A 22,305-nucleotide genomic window follows, 5' to 3' on the forward strand; every position below is an offset into this window, starting at 1 on the left:
CCATTCTGCCCTGGGCAGATGGGAAGTTGGTGGGGCAGGAATGCCGTGCAGGTCACAAAAAAGCGGCCAGCGGTCACCTTCCAGCCGCCAGCGGGAGAGCACCGGAGGGGACGGCAAAGGGGCGGCGGGAGGACAGGGGGAGGGCGGTGGGCGACCCCGTCCCCGTGCGGGAGAGAGCGTGACTCTGGTTGACCGGCTGGCCGCTGGGGGCTGGCGGCTGACCGCGCCCTCAGGCCACCGGGCGCCGCTGGTAGAGCGCAACCACCCGCGACAGGAAGCGCAGGCCCGGCCCCAGGCTGCTGGCCTGCACCCACTCGTCCTCGCGGTGGGCATTGCCGCCCCGGTAGACGCCGAGGGCGATGGCGGGGAGGCCGTGGGGGGCGGCGGCGTTGGCGTCGGTGCTGCTGGACGCCAGCCGCAGTTCGGTGCGCCCCTCGCGGGCGGCCTCGCGGGCGAGGTCGAGGAGGGGGCCAGCATTCAGCTCCCCGCCGGGGCGGTCGCCTACCCGCTCCAGCCGCAGCCCGACGCCCACCGCGCGGGCCGCCGCGTGCAGCACACCCTGTGCCCGGCGGTCGAGGTCGCCCAGCAGCTCCGGGTCCAGCGAACGCAGGTCAAGGAGCAACTCGGCACTTCCGGCGATGGAATTCACGCTGGTCCCGCCCGACGCCAGCCCCACGTTCAGGGTGGTGCGCGGCGCGGCGGGGCGGTGCAGGGCATAGAGGTCGTGGATCGCCATGCCCAGCGCGTGCAGGGCACTCGGCGCCTGATCGCCCCAGGAGTGTCCCCCCGGTCCCAGGAAGGTGGCCCGGTAACGCCGCACCCCCACCGCGCGGGTGACGGCGACCCCCAGGTAGCCGTCCACCGCGATAAAGGCCCCCAACCGCTCGCGGTGCGTGGCGATCAGGTGCTTGGCACCCCGCAGGTCGCCCAGGCCTTCCTCCGCGACGTTGGCGGCGACCCACAACGGGCGGCGCAGCCCTTCCCCGGCCTCCCCGCGCAGGTCGCGCAGCAGGGCGGTCAGCACCGCGAGGCTGGCGCTGTTGTCGCCCACGCCGGGGCCGATCAGCTTGCCGCCCTCCTCGCGCACGGTCACGTCGGTGGCGCGGGGGAACACGGTGTCGAGGTGCGCGGCAAGCAGCAGCGCGGGCTTCCCCTCGGTGCCGGGCGGGGTCAGGCGGGTCAGCACATTGCCCACCTCGTCGCGCTCGGTGCGGTAGCCCAGTTCCTCCCACAGCCCCGCCATCAGCGCTCCCCGTTCCCCCTCATCGAAGGTGGGCGCGGGGGTCTGCGCGATGCGCGTGAGGTAGGAAAGGGGCATGTCGCGGGCGATTGTAGCGGGCGGGGACCGGGACCTGATCTCCCGGCAGCCTTCATGAACCGCTCCACGTCAAAGCGCCCCCGGCAGGGAGGCCAGGGGCGCGGGGGGCGGTCAGGAGGTCAGCGGCGCAGCATCCGGCTGCCGATCATCCCGGCCAGGCCAACCAGCCCCGCCTTGACGAGCGGGTTGCTGAGCGCCCCACCCTGCCCGAAGGCGGCTTCCAGTGGGCTGCGGCCGTCTTGCACCGGGGCCTGCGCGGTGCGGGTGTAGGCGTCGGCCATGTCGTCGGGATCGTCGTAGCGCACGTTCTGCACCGGGCTGTAGGGGCTCTGCACCATCGCGTCGCCCATCTGCTGGCGCTCCTGCGGGCTCATCTGCGAGAAGTACTCGCGCATGATCTGCTGGCGCTCCTGGGGCGAGGCGTGCTGCATGTAGTCCTGGATGTAGGCCGCCGCCTCCTGCGGGCTGACCACCCCGTCCATGTTGGTGTCGCGGGGATCGAGGCGGGCCATCTGCTCGTGGCGGTCGCGTTGCTGGAAGAACATGGGATACCTCCTGGGGAATGGGGGGGAAGGGACCGAGCTGCCTCCCCACCCTAAGCAGCCGGGACCGGACGTGCGTGAGGCGAGGCTGGGGGAAGATTCATGCCGGGGTCACGTTCCGGCGCGGGGCCACAGGAGCGCGGCCAAACCTGAGCCGGAGGGACATTCGCGCGTCGGGAGCGCTGCTAGAGTGCCCGCCGTATGCGTTCGCTCGTCCTGATCGGCCACGGTTCGCACCTCAACGGCGAGTCCGCCGGAGCCGTCTACCGCTACGCGGAGTTGCTGCGGGAGCGCGGGCTCTACGACGAGGTGGTGGAAGGCTACTGGAAGGAGGAACCCTCGCTGCGGCAGGTGCTCAGGACCGTGCGCAGCACCGACGTGACCGTGATCCCCATGTTCATCTCGGAGGGCTACTTCACCGAGACGGTGATCCCGCGCGAGCTGGGGCTGGGCCACCAGGGGCCGGTGCCGCCCCAGGGCGTGGCCCGCGTGCTGGGCGGCAAGACGGTGCGCTACACGCTGCCCTACGGGGTCCACCCCGCCATGAGCGAGGTGATCCTGGCCCGCGCCCGCGAGGCACTGCCCGACCTGAACCCCGCCGACACCGCCCTGATCGTGCTGGGGCACGGCACCACCCGCAACCAGAACTCCAACCGGGTGATCTACGAGAATGCGGGCCGCCTGCGCGAGTCCGGCCACTTCGCGGAGGTCCACGCCCTCTTCCTCGACGAGGACCCCAAGGTGGGCACCTGGCCGGAGCTGGTGCGCTCGCCGCGCGTGGTGGTCGTGCCCTTCTTCGCGTCGGAGGGGTGGCACACGCTGGAGACGATTCCGGAGGACATGGGCCTGACCGGGCAGGTCACCGAGTTCGCGGACACGCCGAATGCCCCGCAGACCGTCTACTACGCCGCGCCCGTGGGCACCCACCCCGACGTGGCCGAGGTGGTGTTGCAGCTCGCGCAGGAGGCGCGGGGGGCGTCGGGCGCGGGGGGCGACGAGGACCACGGCCACGCGGAAGCCTGGACCGCCTTCCTCGCCCTGGCCCGCCGGGGCACCCGACTTGGGGAAGCGATGATCACCCCGCAGGCAGGCATGTTCGAGCTGCGCCACGCCCTGGACGAGGGCCGCCCCGCCGCCGACCTCCAGACGCTGGTGACGGTGGAGGGCCTGCGCGACCGCACCCGCCGCGACGAGGGCGGGCACCACCGCCCGGTCCACACCCTGCGCAACCTCCCGCGCGGCTGGCGGGCCATCCTGACGGAAGCCGAGCTGCCCCGCGCGGTCCACAACCTCTACCCCGCCGTCGTGGAGGAGAGCTACGCCCACCACACCCACAACCTGCGGGCGACCCCCTGGCCCACGACCGCCCGCCGTCAGACCGGCATCTACACCAAGGTCACCCGCGCCACCCCCGAGCAGGTGGAGGAGGTGGCGAAGGACGTGTGCAGCAAGTGCCTCAAGACCCGGCTGTGGGCGGGCGAGCGCCTGGGCTCCACGGTGTTCAGCGGCGTGCCGGGCGCGATTCCCTGCCCGGAGGCCTGCACCCTCTTTATCGCGGAGGTGCGCGAGGAGGTCAGCGGCAAGCGCGGCCAGGGCGGGCACGGACACGACCACTGAGGGGCGGCGGGGACTTCCCCTTCCCCTCACCCGCAGATGAGACAATGCGCCCCATGACCGCCCCCTCGCCCGCCGCCCGCCCGCGCACCGGGGTCCCCAAGACCGTCTGGGACCTCGTCTTCACGCTCATCATTCCCATCCTGATCCTGAGCCCGAACATCTTGACCAGCGGCCTCAGCGTGGCGGACCTGCTGGGTGGGGGCACGGCGGGGAACATCAAAGCCTACGTGATCGCGGCGCTGATTCCGGTCGTGTATGTCCTCGTGGACCTCATCGTGAACCGCAACGTCAGCCCGGTGGCCTTGATCGGCGGGGCGGGCGCGATCTTCTCGGGAGCCCTGGCGTTCTGGTACGTGGACGGCTTCTGGTACGCGATCAAGGACAGTGCCAGGTCGTACCTCGTCGGCCTGTTTTTCCTGATCAGCGCGGGGACGCGGGTGCCCCTCTTCCGGGTGTTTCTGGACGCCGCGAGCCTCGGCGAGAAGCCGGAGGAACGCGCCGCGACCCAGCAGGCGATGCGTGACCCCGTGGTTCACCGGGGGCTGGTCGGGGCAACGGTGGCCTTCGCGGTGGTGGACCTGATCGGCGGGGTGGTCAACAGCGCCGTGAACTACGCCCGCGTGACGGCCAAGTTCGGCTCGGACGCCTTCAACGCGCAGGTCGCCGAGGTGAACGCCCTGATGCGGGTGCCCAGCCTGATCATCAGCCTCGCGGGAGTGGCGCTGGCGCTGTGGCTGGTGCAGAGTGCCGTGAAACGCCGCTACGGTCGCGGCGCGAGCCTGCTGGAGCCGACCAAGCTGCGCGAGGCGATGCGGGAGAAAGGCGAGCTGCCGGTCTGAGCGGAGGAGTTCCCGCGCAAGCAACGCGAAGACCCCGCCTCGTGCGGGGCCTTTGTTTGAGCGGTTCAGGCTATTCCCCCGTCCGCGCTCGCCGTTTCTGGTACGCCCCCGTCAGCAACTCCGCGATGTACTCGCGGGTAAAGGGCATCCCGCTCGCTTCCGCCGCCGCGATCTCCGCGTCGCGGTTGTAGGTCAGCCGTACGAAAGTCGCGCTGTGGGCGGGGCTGTTCGGGTCGAACTCCAGAATCAGGTAGCTGGGCAGGGTGCTGTCGAGGGGATTGCCCACCGACCCCGTGTTGATCAGGGGGCGGCCCTCCACGTCCAGCATCAGCGTCTCGTGGACATCGGCGTAGACGAGGGCGTCGGCGTGCGCCTTCAGGCCGAACTGGGGGTTGGGCAGATAGGCGTCGAGCTGCTCGGCGAGGCTGGAATGGGGGTACAGGCGGTGAAAGAGGCCCTTGCTGGAGGCGTGGACAAACCGCCACCACGCCCCCCCGAACTGTTCCTCGATGCCGTAGGGCAGCCCGGCGAGATACGCGAGCTGCTCGGAGGTGAGCCGGGAGCGCGGCCAGAGGTCCTGCGGCCGGTTGGTGGCCCCGGCGACGCGGGCGTCCCAGTTGCCCTGGATCACGCGGGTGGCGTAGGCCTGGGTCCATTCCACGACCTCGCGGGGACGTGGCCCCTTGCCCACGAGGTCCCCCAGGACCCAAAGTTCGTCCAATCCGCGCTTTTTCACGTCGGCGTGTACGGCCAGCGTCGCCTCCAGATTGGCGTGCAGGTCCGAGAGCACGGCGAGGCGAATCATGCGGGGCAGTCTAGCCCAGCGGGACAGGGAGCCGGGAAAAACTCAAGAAAAGGGTCAGGCCGGGGGGCAGAGCCGCAGTGCCCCCACCTCCCCGGCCCGGCAAAGCCCTTCCTCAGTTGCGGTAGTAGCTGGCAGGCACCTTGAGCAGCAGTTGGTGCACGGCGTCGTTCAGCATCGCGCTGATGGCCGCCTCGATCTGCGGGCTGGACTTCACGCCCAGATTCATCGGGAGCAGGCCGCTCATGCTGAAGCTGTTGCCCTGGGCCTCGCCCTTGACCTGGGTGCCGCCGATGATGCGGCGGGTCTTCACGTCCACGATCCGCAGGTCCATCGCGATGGTGCTCTTTTTCTGACCCAGGGACATGCCCATGAAGCTGACCCCACCGCCCGACGCTTCCGGCTCGTACTGGGTGATCGAGCCGAAGATCAGCAGCTCCGCGCCCTCGAAGGCGGCGCCCCCGCTCAGGAAGGCCTCCTCGGTGAGCTGCCCGGTGTTCTCGCGCTCGTAGACGGCGAACTTGCCGGTGTTGAGCAGGGCGGTCGTCAGGGCGTCGGAGATGCCGTCGCCGAGGTCTGAGGAGCACTTGGCCGCCTTGCAGCGGAAGGTCCCCACGGCGATGTTGACCTGCCCCTGCGGCAGGGCGGGCGCGGCGGTGACCGGGGCGGGCGTGGCCGGAGCCGCCGGGGTGGCCGTGGTCTGGGCGGCGGCGGGCGCGGCGAGGGCGAGGGTCAGGGCGAGCAGACGCAGGTGGGACATGGAAAACTCCTTGAGTTTGGGAGAGGGACGGGAGACGGAGGGGGTCAGAAGTCGCCGCTGGTGCCGGGCGGGGGCAGGGGGAAGCCCGAACCCACCGGAGCCGGGCCACCCGGCAGGGCGGCGCCGCGCGGGGCGGGCGAACCGGCCCCGGCCGAACGCTGATCGAGCGGCAGTTCGTAGCGGGCCACCACACACAGCCCCTGGGTGCCCAGGCTGACGAGACGGTGCCCGGTTATCCGGCCGCCGCGCAGCACGGCCTGGGCACCCGTGCGGATGCTCTCGCGCACGGTCTCCACGGCGAGGTTGGAGAGCTTCAGGTCGCCGCCGTCCACGACGCTGGCGGTGGTGTCCTGGGTGTCCAGGCCCCGCGCGACTGCCGTCCGCAGGCCTCCGAAGAATTCGGCGGCGGCTCCGTTGGCCCGCAGCTCCGCCTTTTGCATGGCGGGAGCCAGTGCCGTGACGCCCCGCGCCTGATACACCTGCGCGGACACGATGCCGAAGCCGTACACGCGCAGGGTGTCGTTGCGCCCGTCGCGGTTGGTGTCGACGGGCGAGGCCCCCGACAGGGTGCACTGCCGCATCAGCGCGAGGGCGTCCACCGGGCTGAGCTGGTCGCCCCGCACGGTGTAGGCCGCCTGCACCCCCTCGGTGGTCACGAACTGCTGGGGGGTGACGGGCGTGTCGGCGGCCTGGGCGAGTGCGGCTCCCGCGCACAGGGCCGCCGTCATCAGAAACTTTTGCATGGGTTCTCCTTGGGTTGGGGCGTCAGCGGTACGAGACGGTGATCTCGCCCGCACTGAGGCCCGTCACGGACAGGCCGAGGTCTTCGAGCAGGCCAGCGAGGTCCTCGGGGGAACCGCTGTACTCGACCTCGACCTGCGCCCCCGCCGCGTCGAAGTGACGGTTAAGGGCCGCCGCCACCCCGGCACTTGCCCGCAGCGAGGCCAGCGTGTCGTTGAGGGCACGGAAACTGGGCACCCCCACCAGCCGCACGCTGAAGGTGCGTCCGGCGGCCTTGCCGCTGCCGCTGAGCCATCCCAGCAGGGCAGCGGGAAGGGCGGGCACCGCCGTCTTCGCGACGTTCTGGAGGGCCGCCTTGCCCGCCACCGCGTCGGTGGGCGCCGTGCCCGTCCCCGTGAAGGCGTCGCTGAAGATGATCTGCCCGGTGGCGAGGTCCACGATCTTCAGTTCGAGGCGGGACGTGTAAGCCCGCTGCGAGAGCACCGTGCCGTACTCCTCCGCGAAAGCTTCCCCGGTGATCAGCAGGTCGGCCCCAAAGCGGGTGGCGAGGTCCCCCAGCGCCTGACTGCTCAGGCTGCCGCCGCGCAGCACGTCGCGTAGGGCGTTCTGCTCGGTCTGCTTGAGGTCGACCACCCGGTACCCGGCAGCGATCAGTGCCCGCTGCACCTCGGTCTCGGCGGCGGGGTCGGGGACGACCCGGCGCAAGATCACCTCGGGAATCGCCACGATGATGCGCGGGTCGCCCTTTTGCGCGAGGAACGCCTTGAGTTCCTGCTCGAGGCTGGGGCGGGCCACAGCCACCCGGACCGTCACGGTGTACAGGCTGCCCTGCGGCCCCTCGGCCAGCACCTGCGTGACCCGGCCGAAGCCGTCCGAGCGCTTCATCAGGCGCTGCTGGAACTGCTCGAACTCGTCGGTGCTGCGCAGGGTGCTCGACGTGCTGATATAGGCGCCGAGCACCTGCTCAATGGCCGCCCGCACCGCGTCGTTGATGGCCGCCTGCCGGGCCGCCGCGACATTCCCGGTAAAGGGAGCTTGCCCCTGCACCTGCACCGACTGCTCGGCCTGGGTCGCCGCAAACGCCACCGCTCCCCCTGGGAGGGGCGACCCCACCGGCAGGACCAGTGCGAATGTCAGGAGGAGGGGGCGCCACGAGCCTCGCTGTGGGCTTCTTAATCTCACATCAGCAGTCTCTCAGACATCGCTTAGCCCCAGGCCACAAATAAGGACCCCCCTGTTGGGGGGTGTGAGCTAGACCTTACCCAAAACTACAACCCTCCCCGCGGATTCACGTCCACCCGCACCCGCGCCCGCCAGGGGCGGTCCAGCGTGGCGAGCAACTCCGAGAGGCGGGTGTCGTTCCGTGCCCGCAGCAGCAGGTGGTAGGGGTAGACGCCGCGCAACCGGGCGACCGGGCTGGGGGCCGGACCCAGGACCTCCCCCTCGGTGGCCCCGGCCCCGTGCAGGGCGTCGAAGACCTCGGCAGCGACCTCCTTGGCGCGGCGGGCCTCGCGGGCGGCGACCTCCACCTGGGCGAGGCGGGCGTGGGGCGGGTAGCCCAGGGCCTTGCGGGCACGCTCCTCGGCGGCGGGGTAGGCCAGGGCGTCCTTGCCGTCCACCATCACCCGCAGGGCGGGGTGCTGGGCCTGGAAGGTCTGCACCACCAGCAGCGGCGGGCGCGTGACGTGCCACTCGCCGAGTTGCCGCAGCAGGCGGTGGTAGCGCTCGGAGGCGCGGAAGTCCGAGACGTTCAGCCAGGTGTCCGCCAGCGTCACCCCGATCAGGGCGAGATTCGGCGGGGCCTCGCCCGAGAGCAGGAGCTGGGTGCCCACGACCACGCCGCCCTCCCCCGCGTGCAGAGGCGAGAGGTCGTCCTGACGGTCGCGGTCGCAGCGGTAGACGGGCAGGCCGGGCACCAGCCGGGCGACCTCGGCGGCGATCCACTCGGTGCCGGGGCCACGGGCCTTCCACATCTGCTCGCCGCATTCGTCGCAGCGGTCGGGGACAGGCTCGTGGTAACCGCACTGGTGGCAGGTGAGCTGCCGGGTGCCCTGGTGAAAGCGCAGCGGCACGTCGCAGTTGCGGCACCCCGGCGTGTGGTCGCAGGAGGGGCAGCGCAGCAGGGCCGAGTAGCCCCGCCGGGGCGCCAGCAGCGCCGCCTGCCGTCCCCGCTCCTGCACCTGCCGCAGGAGGCGCACGAGGTCGTGGCTGAGGGGGTAGCCCAGGTCGCCGGGCGTCAGGTGAACGGACGACAGCGGCCCCAGCTCGGGCTGTTCGGGCGGGTTGGCGTAGTCCACCACATGCAGCCGCAGTCGGGGCGGGGGCAGCACGGCGCCGGGGAGGGGCACGCTCTCGGCGGCGGGGGCCACGCCGACCAGCGCGAGGGCCGCGTCGTGACAGGTCGCCACCCGCGCGGCCACGTCGGGGACGAAGGCCCGCGAGCCGGACTGGAGCTTGTAGGCGTCGCTGCCCTCCTCCAGCACCACGATCAGGGCAGGGTCCTCCAGGGGGGTGACAAGGGCGAGGTAACTCCCGACCACCAGCCGGGCCGCCCCCGTGCGGATCAGGTGCCAGGTGTGCTCGCGTTCCTCCGGGGTCAGCGCCCCGCTGACCTGCACCGCCCGCGTGCCCGCCGCCGCCGCCAGCCCGGACAGGCCCTCCCAGGCGCGGCGCAGGGTGGCGTGGTCGGGCGCGAGGACGAGGACCCCGCGCCCCTGCTCCAGCAACCGAGCAATGCGGGGCGCCAGCGTGCGGAAGCGCGAGGCCGGACGCCCGCCGTGCAGCCGCCACGCGGCGGACTCGGGGAGGCGGTCGGGGTCAGCGGGGCTGGGGGCCGGAACGGGAGGGGCCAGCGTGGGAGGCGGCGCGACCTCCTGCACCGTGTCGGCCCAGCCGCGCAGGGCCAGGGTGCCCGCCGCCGTGGGAGTCAGCCCCACCCCGTCCGCCGAGGCGAGGGAGGCCCACGCACTCAGCGAGTCCACCGGGCCGTGGTCGTGGAGCCAGGTCCAGGCGGGGGGTGGTGGAGCCTGTTCGGCCGCGTAGAACGCCCCGCCCGCGTTCAGCACGCCGTTCACCACCCCGCCGCTCACGCCCGCGCCCCTGGCCCACGCCGCCAGGGTGGGCTGAGGGCCATGCCCGGCCAGCCACGCCCACGCCTCCCGGCCTTTCGGGGTCAGGGTGGGGGGCGGCTCGGCCGAGGCCCGCAGCACGGTCACCGTGCGGGCGGCAGGCGGCACCTCTCCCAGCGGCCGTGCCCGCACCACCCCGCGCAACCGGGGCCGGGGGCGGAAGGCTTCTTCCAGCAGGCCCTGCTCGCGGATGGCGTCCAGCAAGGGAGGCGAGTAGTCGGCGGCATCGGTCCAGGCGGTGCCCGGCACGTGCGACCCGAAGGCCCCCAGGTCCGCGTCGGGCACCGCCCGGACCCGGTGGTCCAGCCGAACCTCCCACCCCACCCCGAGGAGGTCACTCCAGACCAGCCCGGCGGGCAGCCGCGCCTCCCGCGCCCAGGCGGTCACCGCCTCCACGGTGGCGGGGGGGACCCAGGGGCCGTCCTCGTCGTCCAGCAGATGCACGGCCTCGCGCAGGCGGGAGCTTCCGGCTCCGCCCTCGCCCGCCCCCACCACCAGCCCCACCGACAGCCCGCCGCGCCAGGGCACCAGTACCCTGCAGCCCACCGGCACCGCGCCCCCGAAGCCGTGTGGGGCGGCGAAATCCAGCGCCGGAACGGGCAACGGAAGCGCCACCCGCCAGGGCACCGGGGGGAGGGTGGGGGCGGGCAGCATCACGGGGCCGACCCTACCGCACGGGGCCAGGTGGGGGAGGTGGGGCGGGTCGCAGACAACTCCAGACCGGGCCGACCTGCGCCGCGTTACGCTGCCCTCCATGCCCACCCCCGCCCGCTCCGGCCTCCTCCTCGCCCTGCTTGCCGCGCTGAGTTTCGCTACGCTGGGCATCTGGGGCAAGCTCGCGGGGGAGGTGGAGCTGGGGACGTTTGAAGTGCTCGCGTGGCGCTTCGGGCTGGTCGCCGCCGTGCTGCTGCCGTTCGCGGGCCGGGGAATGACCTTGCGGGAGCGGGGGCCGTTGCTGGGGGCCGGGGTGGTCTACGTGCTGGCGACCTTCTGCTATTTCGGGGCGCTGGGGCGCATCACGGCGGGGGCGACGGGGCTGCTGCTGTACCTCGCGCCCGCCTTCGTGATCCTGTTCGGATGGCTGGCGGGGCGGCGACCGGACGCGGCGCGGTTGGGGGCGGTGGCGCTGGCCGCCCTGGGATTGGGTCTCGTCGTGGGGCTGCCGGGGGCAGGCGACCGGGACCCGCTGGGGCTGGCGCTGGGGGCCGGGGCGGGGGCGCTGTACGCGGCCTATCTGCTCGCCTCCGAACACTGGCTGCGGGGGGTCACGCCGCTGGCCGCGACCGGACACCTCGCGCTGGTGGGGGCGGTCGCCTTCGGGGGGCTGGCCGGGGCGCGGGGCGAACTGGGGGTGCCGGACACCGCTGCGCAGTGGGGCGTGGTGTTGGGCATGGCCGTGCTGCCCACCCTGATCGCGGTGCCCGCCCTGTACGGGGCCGTCGCCCGGCTGGGGGCGGCGCGGGCCAGCCTGCTGGGGACGTTGGAGCCGCTGTTCACGGTGGGACTGGCCTTCCTGGTGCTGGGGGAACCCCTGCGGCCCGCCATGCTGCTGGGCGGGGCGCTGATCCTGGCGGGGGCGGCGCTGGCGCAAAAGCCCGAGCCGATCACCGCTTCCGCGCCCTCCCCGGCCCCGTCTCCCCTATCCTGACGGCCTAGACAAAGGAGGCAGGATGCGCTTGATGGGACGGGTAGGCCGGGGCCTGCTCTGGGTGGTGTTGGTCGTGCTGCTGCTCGCGCTGGCGGCGGTGCTGTGGCTGCGGGGCACGTCGCGGCCCCAGGTGACGGGCGAGATGCGGCTCGCGGGCCTCTCGGGGCCGGTGACGGTCACGCGCGACGCGTGGGGGGTGCCGCATATCCGGGCCGAGGCGTCGGACGAGGACGCGATCTTCGCGCTGGGCTTCACCCACTGGCAGGACCGGGCGTGGCAGATGGACTTTCAGCGCCGGGTGACCCAGGGGCGGCTCTCGGAGGTGCTGGGCGAGGCGGCCCTCTCGCAAGACCGCTTTCTGCGGACGTGGGGCTTTTACCGGGCGGCGCAGTCGGCCCTCCCCGCCCTGTCGGAGCGCTCTCGGCGGATGATTCGGGCGTACACGGCGGGCGTGAACGCGGCGATGCGGCAGGGGAAGGTGGCCCCCGAATTCCGGATTCTGGGCTATGCGCCCGAGCCCTGGACCGAGGTGGACGCCATCGCCTGGAGCAAGCTGATGGCCTACGACCTCGGCGGCAACTGGGACGAGGAACTGCTCGCGGCGCGGGTGCAGGAGAAGCTCGGGGAGGGCAGCCTGGACGCTATCCGGCCCCCCTACCCCCAGGGCGCGACCACCATCCTGAGCGGGAACGAGGTGGGCGAGGAGAACGCGGCCCCGGCGGGCGCGAGCGCCGTCACCCTGCCGGACGCGACCCTGGCCGCCCTGCGGACCCATCTGGAGGCGGCCCGCTCGCTGGGGATGGAGCGGGTGCCCGGCAAGGGGAGCAACAACTGGGTGATCTCCGGGAGCCGCACCCAGAGCGGCAAGCCCATCCTGGCCGACGACCCGCACCTCGCGCTCAGCAGCCCGATGCTGTGGTACCTCGCCGACCTGCGCGGGCCGACCCTGCGGGTGATCGGGGCGAGCATTCCGGGCCTCCCCAGCATCGTGATCGGCCGCAACGACCGCATCGCCTGGGGCGTGACGAACGTGAACCCCGACGTGCAGGACCTCTACGTGGAATCGGCGTCGGCCCGCCTGACCGAACGCACCGAGATCATCAAGGTCAAGGGCGGCGAGGACGTGCGCCTCGTCGTGCGCGAGAGTGAGCACGGGCCGATCATCTCGGACGTGGGGGCGGGGGCGCTGGGGCCACGCGTGGCGCTGAAGTGGACCGCCCTGCAACCCGGCGACACCACCCTGGACGCCTTCCTGGGGCTGAACTACGCGCAGAATTGGCAGGACTTCCGGGCGGCGCTGCGGCCCTACGTGGCTCCCAGCCAGAGCTTCGTGTATGCCGACGTGGACGGCAACGTGGGGTATGCGGCGCCGGGACGGGTGCCCGTGCGCGAAGGCTGGGACGGCTCCCAGCCCGTGCCCGGCGACGGCTCGCGCGAGTGGCAGGGCTTCATTCCCTACGAGGAACTGCCCGCCACCCTCAACCCGCAGGACGGCCTCGTCGTGACCGCCAACAACAAGGTGCTGCCGGGCGGGGCCGATCCCCTCGGCAACATTCGCAACTGGGCCGAGCCGTACCGCGCCGAGCGCATCACCGCGCTGCTGACCGCCAAGCCGCAGGGCCTGACGCTGGACGACGTGAAGGCGGTGCAACTGGACACGGTGAGCCTGGTCTGGCGCGACCTCCAGCCCCTGCTGCTCGCCACCCAGCCGGACGGGGACCTCAGCCGGGCGGCGCTGGAGCAGTTGCGCGGTTGGAATGGGAACCAGACCACGAACAGCGTGCCCAGCACGATCTACGAGGCGTGGCTGGCCGAGTTGCAGGCGATGGCGGGGGATGAACTGGGCGACGACACCCGCCTGAACTCGCTGGCGGTGCGCGAGCAACTGCGGGAAGACGGCGAGCTGTGCCGCTCGCAGGCCACCCGCGTGGAGAATTGTGCCGACCTGCTGCGCGTCAGCCTGAAGGCGGCGGTGGACGGCCTCGCCGGGCGGCTGGGGGGCGACATGGACGGCTGGACCTATGGCCGGGTCCACACGGTCGCCAGTGACCACGTGATGGGCGAGGACGCCCGCGTCGCGTGGCTGTTCAACCACGCCGCGCCCACCCCCGGCGGCACGAACACCGTGAACGTGGCCCGCCCCGATCCCCAGACGCTGCGCCAGACGCACGGCCCGAGCTACCGCCACATCGTGGACCTGGCCGACATGAACCGCAGCCTCTATATCGGCAGCCTGGGCCAGGGGGGCAACCCGCTGGGCGAGCACGTCAGCGACCAGCAGGGCAAGTGGGCCTCGGGCGAGTACCTCCCCATGAGCACCGACGAGGGGGACTGGGGCCGCACGGTGACGCTGACGTTGCAGCCGGGCGAATAACACTCCCAGAGCGGCGGCGGAGTGGCGCTTCAGTCCGCCGCTGCCCCTTGCAGCCTCCCGGTAAAGGGGCAGACGGCCTCCACTCGTTCCTCCTGCCACGCGGGGGGCTGGGGAAAGAAGCCGGGCCGTTCCTCCCGGTCGGTGTACTGGCGGTGCCACACCGGGGTGGTCGCGGGCGAGAGGGGCGGAATCAGCCACGACCAGCGGCCCCGCACCGCTCGCCCGGCCCGCTCCTCCTCGGCCTCGAAGCGGACGAATTGCCGGGTGACCGCGTGGTGGTCGGTGATGCGGACCCCCGCCCGGTCAAAGGAGTGCAGCACCGCCACATTCAGTTCCACCAGCGCCCGGTCCCGCCACAGCCGCCGGGGCGAGAGGTCCAGCCCCAGCGCCCGCGCCACCCCCGGAAGGGCGTCGTAGCGCCCCTCGTCCGCGAGGTTGCGGGCGGCGATCTCGGTCTGGAGGTACCAGCCGTTGAAGGGGGCGGCGGGAAAGCTCAGGCCCCCGACCTCCAGCGTCATGTTGCTCAGGACCGGGAGGGCGAACCAGCGCAGCCCCAGCTCGCCCACGCCGGGGCAGTCGGGGTGGGTGATGGGCACCTGACAGGTCGCGTCCCCCGGCAGGCAGTAGAGCTGCACCCGGCCCCGGCCCTCGATGGCGAGCGGCAGCACATCAAAAGCGGTGCCGGGGCCACCCGCCCACCCCAGGCGACGCAGGTGCCCCGTGAGGGGCACGTTCTGCGGGTCGCCCACCACCGTACCGTCTGGCTGGCGGTAGCCTGCGTAGCGCAGCAGTTGGTCGTTGTGAACGCGCACGCCGGGACCGAAGATGCTGATAACCGGCCGGATGCGCCCACCCCCCAGCGCGTCGTGCAGGTGCGCCATGAGGTAGGCGAACACGTCGTCGGGGTGGGTGACGTGCCGCAGGTCGCGCACCTCCAGCGCCCGCCAGGGCAATCGGCCCACGCAGCGGCTGCTGTTCCGCCACGCCACCCGCGCCCCGTGCGCGAGTTCCGCCGTGCGGAGGGTGTACGCCCCCGTGCGGGCCACCTCCGCCTGGACCTCGGCCAGCCGCGCCTCCCGCTCGCGGGGACCGTGCCCGTGCTCGTCGGCATAGAGGCGCAGGAAGCGTTCGGCCTCGGCCAGCAGCGCGTCCGGGGCCGGTCCAGTCGGCGGGGAGACAGCGGCGGCAGACATGGCCCCATGCTGCGGCCCCCGCCTCCCGCCGAATGTCCCCGCCCAAGTGGCTGGCGGCTCCGGTTCCGCGCATCCGAGAAAGGCACCCGAATGCTCTCCACCTTCGCCGCCAGCCACTCCCTGCTTCTCGCTTCGCTCGGGGTGATGACCGAATCATCACCCGCCAGCTCCTTACCCCTCCTCGCCCTGCAAGGTCAGCACCAGCCGCCGCGCTCCCCCGTCGTCCCGGTGCTCGCACAGGTAGATCCCCTGCCACGTCCCCAGCGCCAGCCGCCCCGCGCGTACGGGCAGGGTCAGGGACGGCCCCAGCAGGCTGGCCTTGATGTGCGCGGCCATGTCGTCGGGGCCTTCCAGGGTGTGCTCGAACTCCGGCCAGCCGTCGGGCACGAGATGATTGAAGTACCGCTCGAAGTCCCGCCGCACGTCCGGCGAGGCGTTCTCGTTCAGGGCGAGGCTGGCCGAGGTGTGCTGAACGAAGACGTGCAGGAGGCCCGCCCGCACCCGTGCGAGTTCGGGCACGGCGGCGACGACCTCGCGGGTGACCAGGTGAAAGCCGCGCGGGAGGGGGCGGAGGCGCAGGTCGTGTTGGGCCCACATGCCCGCAGCGTAGCCGTTGCCTGTGGCCCGGCGCTCATGGCCCGGCCCTAGCCTGAACCCCACCCCATGCGACGCCTTCTCATCCCCCTGCTGTCCACTGCCCTGATGACTGCCCCTGCCGAAGCCCAGAGCGTGCCCCGTTCCTCGCTGGTGCTGCCCGTCACGGTGCCGCTCTCCGGCGTGCAGGCGGCGGCCAATGCCCGTGTTCCGGCCGAGTTCGCCCGGCTGGACGAGACGCGGCCCCTCGCGGGCGGGCTGCTCACCGTGCGGCTCACGGGCACGGTGACGCGCACCGGGCACGTGCGGGTGGGGGCCGCGCCGCAGGGAGACGCCCTGATCGTGCGCGTGCCGCTGCGGGCCGCCTTCCGTGCCGAGGGGCAGGGCCTGGGATCGGCGCTGGGTCGCGACTTCGGCGGCGAGGCGACCGTGAGCCTGCGCCTGACGCCCACCCTCGGGGCCGACTGGCAGGCCGGGGTGAAGGTCGCGGGGACGGTGGAGTGGACCGACCCCCTGAACGTGGAGCTGACGCCCGGCGTGCGGGTCAGCGTGCAGTCGCTGGTGGACGGGCAGGTGCGGGCGGCGCTGGACCGCGTGACTGCCGACATCGAGCGGGCGGTGCGCGAGGGGGCCGACCTGCGGGACCGGGCCGGGGCGCTGTGGGCACGGGCGGGGCAGCCCTGGACGCTCCCCACGCCTGAACCCGCCTACGCCCGCGTGACGCCGCGCACCCTGACCGTCAGCCCGTTCCGCTTCACGGGGGACGCGCTGAAACTCACCGTGGGCGCGACCTTTGACCTTTCCGCTGGGCTGGGCCGCGCCCCGGCTCAGGCCCCCGCGCCGCTCCCCCCGCTGCGGGTGGCCGAACCGCCGCAGCCGGGCGTGGCCCTTGCCCTCCCCGTGCGCCTGCCCTACCCGGACCTGTCACGGGCGGCCACCCGCGCCGCCGCGCGGACGGTGACCCTGCCGCTGCCCCTCTCCCCCACCCTGCGGGTCGAGAATGTCGTGGTGACGGGCCGGGGACCGCGCCTGAACGCCGCCGTCACCGTGCGCGTCTCCGGGCCGCTGGGGCTGAACGTGCGGGCCACCGCCGATGTGTCGGGTGTGCCCACGCTGGATGCCTCCGGTCGGGTCGTCACCCTGCAAGGCGCCACCGTCGTCACCCGCCGCGAGGGGCTGACCGGGCGGGTGGTGGGTTGGCTGGCCGATGCCCGCGCCCAGGCGTACCTGCGGCAGGCGGCTCGCTTCGACCTCAGCCCGCAACTCACCCAGGCGCGGGGGCAGGTGCAATCCCGGCTGCCCTTCATGCCCGTCCCCGGCGTCACCCTGACCGGCAAGGTGGGCGAGTTGCGGCTGACCGGACTGAGCGTGACGCCAGACGCCCTCGTCGTGACGGCCGCCGCCGGAGGACAACTCGCGGCGGCGGTGGATGCGGGGAAGGTGCGGTAGGCGCGGGACCTCAGCGCCGCCCGAACTGCGTCTGGGTCGTGCCCGACTGGGTCGTGGTCGTACTCGTCCCCGTCGCCGTGCGCCCGAGCGCCGCGCCTGCGGGCTGGGCGGGGGCAGGCGCCGCTGGAGCCGTCGGCGGCGTGTAGGTCGCGCCGCCCACCCCCGCGTTGGGGTCGTTGGCGAGGCGGGCGAATTCCTTGGGGTCCACCGCGCGGGCCACGCCCGTCTCGTAGGAGATGACCCGGCGGCGGTAGAGGTTGGCCAGGAAGGCGTCCATCGTGACCATGCCCTCCCGCGCCCCGGTCTGCATGGTGGAGACGATCTGGAAGGTCTTGCCCTCGCGGATCAGCGCCCGGACGGCCGGGTTGGCGATCAGCAGTTCGTAGGCGAGCACCCGCCCCGGCCCGTCCGCACGGGGCAGAAGCTGCTGGGTCATCACGGCGACGAGGTTGTTGGCGAGCTGCACCCGGATCTGCTCCTGCTGCTCTTCGGGGAACACGTCCACGATGCGGTCGATGGATTCGGGCGCCGAGTTGGTGTGCAGGGTGCCCATCACGAGGTGCCCGGTTTCGGCGGCGGTCACGGCGGCGCGGATGGTCTCGTAGTCGCGCATCTCGCCCACCAGAATCACATCGGGGGCCTGCCGCAGCGAGGCCCGCAGCGCGTCCGCGAAGCTCATGGTGTCCGACCCGATCTCGCGCTGGTTCACGATGCTCTGCTTGTGCGAGTGCATGAACTCGATGGGGTCCTCGATGGTCACGATGTGCAGCTTCTTGGTGACGTTGATGTGGTCGATCATCGCGGCGAGGGTGGTCGACTTGCCCGAGCCGGTCGGCCCGGTCACGAGGACCAGCCCGCGCGGCGCGTTGGCGATGTCGGTGATGTTCTGCGGCAATCCCATCTCGGCGGCGCTGCGAATGGTGGTGGGAATCAGGCGCATGACCCCGCCCACGAATCCGCGCTGCATAAAGGCGTTCACGCGGAAGCGGGCTTTTTCCCCCAGGGCGAACGAGAAGTCCAGCTCGCGCTTTTCCTCGAAGGTGCGCTGCTGGCGCTCGTTCATCATCGAGTACATCAGCTTGCGGGTCTCGGTCGCGGCGAGCGGGGCCATCCCCTGCTGCACCTCGTAGTTGCCGCTGAGCTTGAACTGCGGGGGCAGGCCCACCGTCAGGATGATGTCGGACGCGCCCTTCTCGGCGGCGAAACGCAGGATGTCGGTGATGTCGGGGGCAGCTAGGGTCATGGGGTACCTCGGGGAGGGAAGGGAGGGAGGGGAGGCTGAGGGCGGCTTAGCCCGCCGTCACTGCGAGCACTTCTTCCAGGGTGGTCATCCCCGCGAGCGCCTTGTCGATGCCGTCCTGGCGCAGCGTCTTCATGCCGCTCTCGGCCAGGGCCACGTCGCGCAGTTCGGAGGCGGTCTGCCCGGCCCCGATGGCGCGGCGCAGGGGGTCATCGATCACCATCAGCTCGTGAATCCCCATGCGGCCCTTGTAGCCGGTGCCGCCGCAGCGGGGGCAGCCTGCCCCGCGCACGAGCGAGGCGCCGCGCACCTCCTCCTCGGCCAGCCCCAAGCGGCGCAGCACGTCGGGGTCGGCGTTGGTGGGCTGCTTGCACTCGGAGCACACCCGGCGCACCAGCCGCTGCGCGAGCACCCCAATCACCGAGGCTGAGATGTTGAACGGCTCCACGCCCATCTCGTCGAGGCGGGTGATCGCTCCCGGCGCGTCGTTCGTGTGCAGGGTCGCCAGCACGAGGTGGCCGGTGAGCGCCGCTTCGGTGGCAATCTTGGCGGTCTCGGTGTCGCGGATTTCGCCCACGAAGATGATGTCGGGGTCCTGACGCAGGAAGGCGCGGAGGGCACGGGCAAAGGTCATCCCCGCCACCGAGTTGACCTGCGACTGCACGATCCCCGGAATCTCGTACTCGATGGGGTCCTCGATGGTCGTGGTGTTCTTCTCGGGCCGGGCGATGCGCTTGAGGGTCGAGAAACTGGTAAAGGACTTGCCCGACCCCGTCGGCCCCGTCACCAGGAAGATGCCGTTGGGCTTTTCGATCACGTCGAGGTAACGCTGGAAGTTGTGCGCGGAAAAGCCGAGCTGCTCGACCTCGGGGATGTTCTCGGCCTTTTGCAGGAGGCGCATCACGGCCTTTTCCCCGTACACGGTGGGCAGGGTCGAGAGCCGGAGGTCGATGTCGATCGAGCCCTTCTTGAAGCGCACGCGGCCGTCTTGCGGCAGGCGGCGCTCGGAGATGTCGAGGTTCCCCATGATCTTGATGCGGGCGAGCACGCTCTGGGCGCTGCCGCGCGGCAACTCGGGCTGTTCGCGCAGCACGCCGTCGATGCGGTAGCGGACCCGCAGGGCCGTCTGGGTCGGCTCGATGTGGATGTCCGAGGCGTCCTGCAGGGCCGCCTCCCGGATGATCTGGTCCACCACCCGCACGACGGCGTTGTCGTCGAGTCCGGCGGAGAGGTCCACGTCCTCGCGCTTGGCCTCCCGCGCCTTGCTCTCGGCGGCGAGCTTCTGGTTCAGGGCCGCCATGTCCTTGTTGCCGTGGTAGCGCTCCAGCAACCGGGTGATGTCCTTTTCCGCCATCACGGCGGGAACGATCTCGCGGCCCGTCATCAGCTTAAGGTCGTCGAGCGCGAAGACGTTGCGCGGGTCCTTCATCGCCACGATCAGCGACTCGCCCTGCAGCCGCACGGGCACCACCCCGTAGCGCCGGGCGGTCGCCTCCGGGATCAGGAGGGCCACCGCCGCGTCGGGCGGGTTCTGGCCGGGGTCGAGGTACTCGTAGCCGAGCTGCGCGGCCAAGGAGCGGGCCAGCATCTCGGGGCTGAGCTTGCCCGACTGCACCAGCGTGTCTTCCAGCCGCCCGCCCCCCGCGTTCTGCTTTTGCAGCGCCGTGTCAATGTCGCCGGGGTTGGCGAAGCCCAGTTCGACGATCACCTCACCCAGTGGTTTGACCTTGCCGCCCCGCGCCTGCACCTGTAGGGCCTCGCGCAGTTGTGCCCGCGAGAGCGTCCCCTGCTGCACCATCTGCTCGCCCAGGCGGGTGCGCTGGGGATAGCAGCGCTCGATCAGGGCCTCGACATCACGCGGGCGGGCCAGGATCAGGCTGACCGGGCGACCGATCAGGGCTTCGAGTTCCTCGCGGCGGCGGGGATCGCTCGTCAGGACCGTCACGGCGGCGGCCGTCTCCTCGACCGGGACCGCCGAGAGCCGCAGCGCGTCTGCCCGCAGCAGCGCTCCCAGCACGTCTTCCGGGGGCTGCAGGCCGCGCGTGTCGGGGAGGTAGGGGGCGCCCGCCTGCTCGGCCAGCACCTCGTACAGCCGCTCCTCGGTCAGCGCCCCCTGCGTCACCAGCGTCGCCCCCAGCGACTCGCCGGTCTGCTGCTGGGCATCGAGTGCCACCTGAAGTTGCGCGTCGGTGATCAGCCCCCGTGTGGTGAGCAACCGGCCGAGTTGCCCGCCGTTCGCGTCGCCGCCCTCCTCGCCGGGCAGGGGCACGTCCAGCCCGAGTTCGGGGTAGTAGGTCCCGATGGCCCACAGCACCTGATCGCGCAGCGCCTGATACGGCTCGATGTTCAGGCCCGAGTCGTCCTCCAGCGCCTCGATGGCAAGGCTGGACAGGGGATCCACAAAGGCCACCCGCAGCGTGTCGCCCTCCCGCGCGAAGGGAAAGGCCGCCATCGCCTGCGCCGTCTGCGCCCGCACCGCCGACACCGCCCGGGCCTCCGGCGTGACCACCAGCAGGTTGACGAGGGGAATGCCCAGCGCTTCCTCGATGGCCCGCGCGATGCGCTTCTCGCCGACCTGCCCGGAGTCGATCAATATGTCGGCCAGCCGCCCGCCGACCTCGGCGTGCCGGACGAGCGCCTTTTGCAGTTCGGTGTCACTGACGTAGCCCTGTTCGAGCAGGATCGCTCCGAGTCTCCGGTCGCCGATGGAAAGTGCCACTGTGCCTCCTGGGTGGGGTGAGAGCGGGGTCAGGCCCGCCAGTCGTGTCCGTAGCGTTTGAGAACCGCGCGTTCGAGCTTGCGGGTCACGCGGGTGTGCGGCAGGGCGTTGTCGGCCAGCGGGTGAACGAGGATGGTGTGCATTCCCGCGAGATTGCCGCCCAGCACGTCGGTGAAGACCTGATCGCCCACCATGCCGACCTGATAGGGCGGCAGCCCGAGCTTGGCGAGCGCCTGACGGAACGCGCGGGGATTGGGTTTGCCCGCCATCCCGACGCCCTCGAAGCCGAGCTTGTCGAGCCAGAAGCGGGCACGCCTCCCCGTCGCGTTGCTCAGGAGGTAAAGCCGGATGCCGGAACGGCGCAGGTCGGCGGCCCAGGCCATCACGTCGGCCCGTTCCTCATAACTGCCGTAGGGAATCAGGGTGTTGTCGAGGTCGAGCAGGAGTCCACGCAGGCCCCGCGCGGCCAGGAACTCGGGGGTGATGTCGTGGACGTGGGGCAGCACGTCGCGGGGGCGCAGCAGGCTCACGCGTCCACCCCCGCCGAGCCGGACGCGTCCGGCAACCCGATCACGGCCCACATTCGCCCGGTGCGGCCCGCGTCCCGGCGGTAGGAGTAGAAGTCTCCTTCGGTCGAGCAGCGCCCGCTGACCCAGAGGTGCTCGGGATTCAGCCCCGCCGCGAGCAGCACCGCCCGGTTCGCCCCGGCGAGGTCGAGGTGCGGCCCTCCCTCCCGCTCCAGCACGAAGTCTCCCAGCCCCGCGTCCCGGAACTGCTGCGCCACGTCCCCGCCGACCGCATACCGCTCGCCGCAGATGCCGGGGCCGACGGCGGCGCGGATACTCGCTGGATTGGCTCCCCGCTCCACCATCGCCTCCACCACCTTGGCGGCGATGCGGCCCAGCGTGCCGCGCCAGCCCGCGTGCGCGGCCCCGACCACCCCGGCCCCCTCGTCCGCGAGGAGGATGGGATAGCAGTCGGCGGTCCCGATGGCGAGGAGCAGCCCCCGCTCGGTGCTCACCAGCGCGTCGCCGTCCTGCACGCCGGGCTGCGCCTCGCGCACGTCGGTGCCGTGAACTTGATTCAGCCGGGCTACCCGCGAGGAGGCGAAGCCCAGGGCCTCGGCCACCCGGCGGCGGTTTTCCGCCACGGCCTGCGGATCGTCCTCGCGGTCGTCGAGGTTCAGGCCCTGGTAAGCCCCCAGCGACACGCCGCCCGCCCGCGTGGTGAACGCGTGGGGCAGCGGCAAGGCGGGGGAACGCAGGAACATCAGGGGGTCAGTATCGGGTCGCATGTCTCACCGAAGTCTGACGGGTGTACCCCCGGCGGGGGTGTGGAGGG

At 72.1% G+C, this 22,305-nt stretch carries 18 protein-coding genes; 5 read left to right on the forward strand and 13 right to left on the reverse strand.

Translation table 11 applies throughout. The features are described 5' to 3' along the window. Positions 1–229: 229 nt before the first annotated feature. Positions 230–1,318: a M20/M25/M40 family metallo-hydrolase gene (locus tag C3K08_RS12445; RefSeq protein ID WP_104991586.1), complete on the reverse strand. Its 1,089-nt coding sequence runs from the start codon at positions 1,316–1,318 to the stop codon at positions 230–232. Between the two features lie 119 nt (positions 1,319–1,437). Further along, on the reverse strand, positions 1,438–1,863 hold the full coding sequence (locus C3K08_RS12450) for a hypothetical protein (RefSeq protein WP_104991587.1): 426 nt from the start codon (positions 1,861–1,863) through the stop codon (positions 1,438–1,440). 198 nt (positions 1,864–2,061) lie between these two features. Between C3K08_RS12450 and C3K08_RS12455 the strand changes: the two genes are divergently transcribed. Further along, positions 2,062–3,477, forward strand: coding sequence for a DR2241 family protein (locus C3K08_RS12455; protein WP_104991588.1), 1,416 nt, complete (start codon positions 2,062–2,064; stop codon positions 3,475–3,477). Positions 3,478–3,530: 53 nt separating this feature from the next. Continuing rightward, a complete protein-coding gene (locus C3K08_RS12460; protein ID WP_234009077.1) occupies positions 3,531–4,316 on the forward strand; it encodes a VC0807 family protein in 786 nt (261 codons plus the stop codon). 70 nt (positions 4,317–4,386) lie between these two features. Here C3K08_RS12460 and C3K08_RS12465 read toward each other — a convergent pair whose 3' ends face one another. The 5 genes from C3K08_RS12465 to priA all read right to left on the reverse strand — a co-directional run bounded on the left by C3K08_RS12465 (position 4,387) and on the right by priA (position 10,401). After that, complete coding sequence (locus tag C3K08_RS12465; RefSeq protein ID WP_104991590.1) at positions 4,387–5,121, reverse strand: metallophosphoesterase; 735 nt, start codon at positions 5,119–5,121, stop codon at positions 4,387–4,389. A 112-nt stretch (positions 5,122–5,233) separates the two neighbouring features. Beyond that, a complete protein-coding gene (locus C3K08_RS12470; protein ID WP_104991591.1) occupies positions 5,234–5,878 on the reverse strand; it encodes a CsgG/HfaB family protein in 645 nt (214 codons plus the stop codon). Positions 5,879–5,922: 44 nt separating this feature from the next. Further along, positions 5,923–6,621, reverse strand: a complete 699-nt coding sequence (locus C3K08_RS12475; protein ID WP_234009078.1) for a hypothetical protein — start codon at positions 6,619–6,621, stop codon at positions 5,923–5,925. Between the two features lie 22 nt (positions 6,622–6,643). Further along, a complete protein-coding gene (locus C3K08_RS12480) occupies positions 6,644–7,705 on the reverse strand; it encodes a flagellar assembly protein T N-terminal domain-containing protein (RefSeq protein ID WP_234009079.1) in 1,062 nt (353 codons plus the stop codon). 182 nt (positions 7,706–7,887) lie between these two features. Then, positions 7,888–10,401, reverse strand: coding sequence for a primosomal protein N' (gene priA / locus C3K08_RS12485; protein WP_104992069.1), 2,514 nt, complete (start codon positions 10,399–10,401; stop codon positions 7,888–7,890). Between the two features lie 100 nt (positions 10,402–10,501). Here priA and C3K08_RS12490 point away from each other — a divergent pair, with 100 nt between their 5' ends. Next, entirely contained in the window at positions 10,502–11,395 is an 894-nt protein-coding gene (locus C3K08_RS12490) for a DMT family transporter (protein WP_104991592.1), read from the forward strand. Between the two features lie 22 nt (positions 11,396–11,417). Further along, a complete protein-coding gene (locus tag C3K08_RS12495) occupies positions 11,418–13,769 on the forward strand; it encodes a penicillin acylase family protein (RefSeq protein WP_104991593.1) in 2,352 nt (783 codons plus the stop codon). Between the two features lie 29 nt (positions 13,770–13,798). On the opposite strand, the gene C3K08_RS12500 is transcribed toward C3K08_RS12495, so the two are convergent. Both C3K08_RS12500 and C3K08_RS12505 read right to left on the reverse strand, forming a co-directional pair. After that, positions 13,799–14,962 (reverse strand): nitric oxide synthase oxygenase, encoded by a 1,164-nt coding sequence (locus tag C3K08_RS12500; protein WP_104991594.1) that lies wholly within the window; start codon positions 14,960–14,962, stop codon positions 13,799–13,801. A 171-nt stretch (positions 14,963–15,133) separates the two neighbouring features. Beyond that, positions 15,134–15,559, reverse strand: coding sequence for a secondary thiamine-phosphate synthase enzyme YjbQ (locus C3K08_RS12505; protein WP_104991595.1), 426 nt, complete (start codon positions 15,557–15,559; stop codon positions 15,134–15,136). Between the two features lie 66 nt (positions 15,560–15,625). Here C3K08_RS12505 and C3K08_RS12510 point away from each other — a divergent pair, with 66 nt between their 5' ends. Beyond that, positions 15,626–17,005, forward strand: coding sequence for a DUF4403 family protein (locus C3K08_RS12510; protein WP_104991596.1), 1,380 nt, complete (start codon positions 15,626–15,628; stop codon positions 17,003–17,005). Between the two features lie 10 nt (positions 17,006–17,015). On the opposite strand, the gene C3K08_RS12515 is transcribed toward C3K08_RS12510, so the two are convergent. From C3K08_RS12515 to pgeF, 4 genes are read right to left on the reverse strand one after another with little or no spacing between them, the layout of a single operon-like run. Beyond that, on the reverse strand, positions 17,016–18,248 hold the full coding sequence (locus tag C3K08_RS12515; protein WP_104991597.1) for a type IV pilus twitching motility protein PilT: 1,233 nt from the start codon (positions 18,246–18,248) through the stop codon (positions 17,016–17,018). A gap of 46 nt (positions 18,249–18,294) precedes the next feature. Continuing rightward, on the reverse strand, positions 18,295–20,964 hold the full coding sequence (locus C3K08_RS12520; protein WP_104991598.1) for a type II/IV secretion system protein: 2,670 nt from the start codon (positions 20,962–20,964) through the stop codon (positions 18,295–18,297). A gap of 29 nt (positions 20,965–20,993) precedes the next feature. Further along, the gene (locus tag C3K08_RS12525) at positions 20,994–21,494 is read right to left on the reverse strand and encodes a YqeG family HAD IIIA-type phosphatase (RefSeq protein ID WP_104991599.1); all 501 of its coding nucleotides are present in this window, start codon (positions 21,492–21,494) and stop codon (positions 20,994–20,996) included. Beyond that, complete coding sequence (gene pgeF, locus C3K08_RS12530) at positions 21,491–22,258, reverse strand: peptidoglycan editing factor PgeF (protein WP_104991600.1); 768 nt, start codon at positions 22,256–22,258, stop codon at positions 21,491–21,493. The genes C3K08_RS12525 and pgeF overlap by 4 nt, the downstream gene beginning before the upstream one ends. Between the last annotated feature and the right edge of the window lie 47 nt (positions 22,259–22,305).

The organism is Deinococcus sp. NW-56 (genome assembly GCF_002953415.1).
GTDB lineage: Bacteria > Deinococcota > Deinococci > Deinococcales > Deinococcaceae > Deinococcus.